Annotated in this window: 1 protein-coding gene; it reads left to right on the forward strand. The window is 42.0% G+C overall.

What is annotated here, in order from left to right:
• Positions 1 to 259 precede the first annotated feature (259 nt).
• The coding region (locus R8O10_RS25845) for a YcjX family protein (RefSeq protein ID WP_318192044.1) at positions 260 to 636 on the forward strand (377 nt) is incomplete at its 3' end.

Raw genomic sequence — 636 nt, forward strand, 5'->3', positions numbered from 1 at the left:
CTTGAAATCGCACTCTTTGTTATCTACAAGCTGATTGAAGAAGATTAGAACATTAAGCCTCTAGTTAGAATATATAAGCCTCTGAAGTGATTCAGAGGCTTTTCCGTTTATAGGCAGCAATATTTTACACTTATCGAGGTCAGCACTAGATTGCAGATTTTGTTCATCTTTGATTAAGGTTGGTAAACTTAGACTCGTGATACTCAAGTTACTTCTATGGAAGCGTTGGGTATAAAAACTGGTGAGATAAATAAAAACTATGAAAAGAATAAAGCAAGAAGTGAACGACTTTATCAGCCGTGGTATGGATTCTAATGTAAGAATTGCGGTAACTGGGTTATCCCGAGCGGGTAAAACGGCCTTTATCACGTCTTTGGTTAATCAGCTACTTCACACCGCCACTCACGACAATCTACCTTTATTGACCGCCGCGAGAGACAAACGCCTTATTGGTGCAAAGCGTGAACCTCAAACCAATATGATGGTTCCTCGCTTTGCTTACGACGAGGCGATGAGCCAGATTCATGCGAACCCACCACAATGGCCAGTGCCAACGCGTGATGTGAGCGAAATTCGCCTAGCTTTAAAATACAAACCAAAGAAAACGACCAAGAAGCTGCTCAGTAAAACGGCGGT

Origin of the sequence: Vibrio sp. 1727 (genome assembly GCF_033344415.1) — a bacterium.
GTDB lineage: Bacteria > Pseudomonadota > Gammaproteobacteria > Enterobacterales > Vibrionaceae > Vibrio > Vibrio alginolyticus.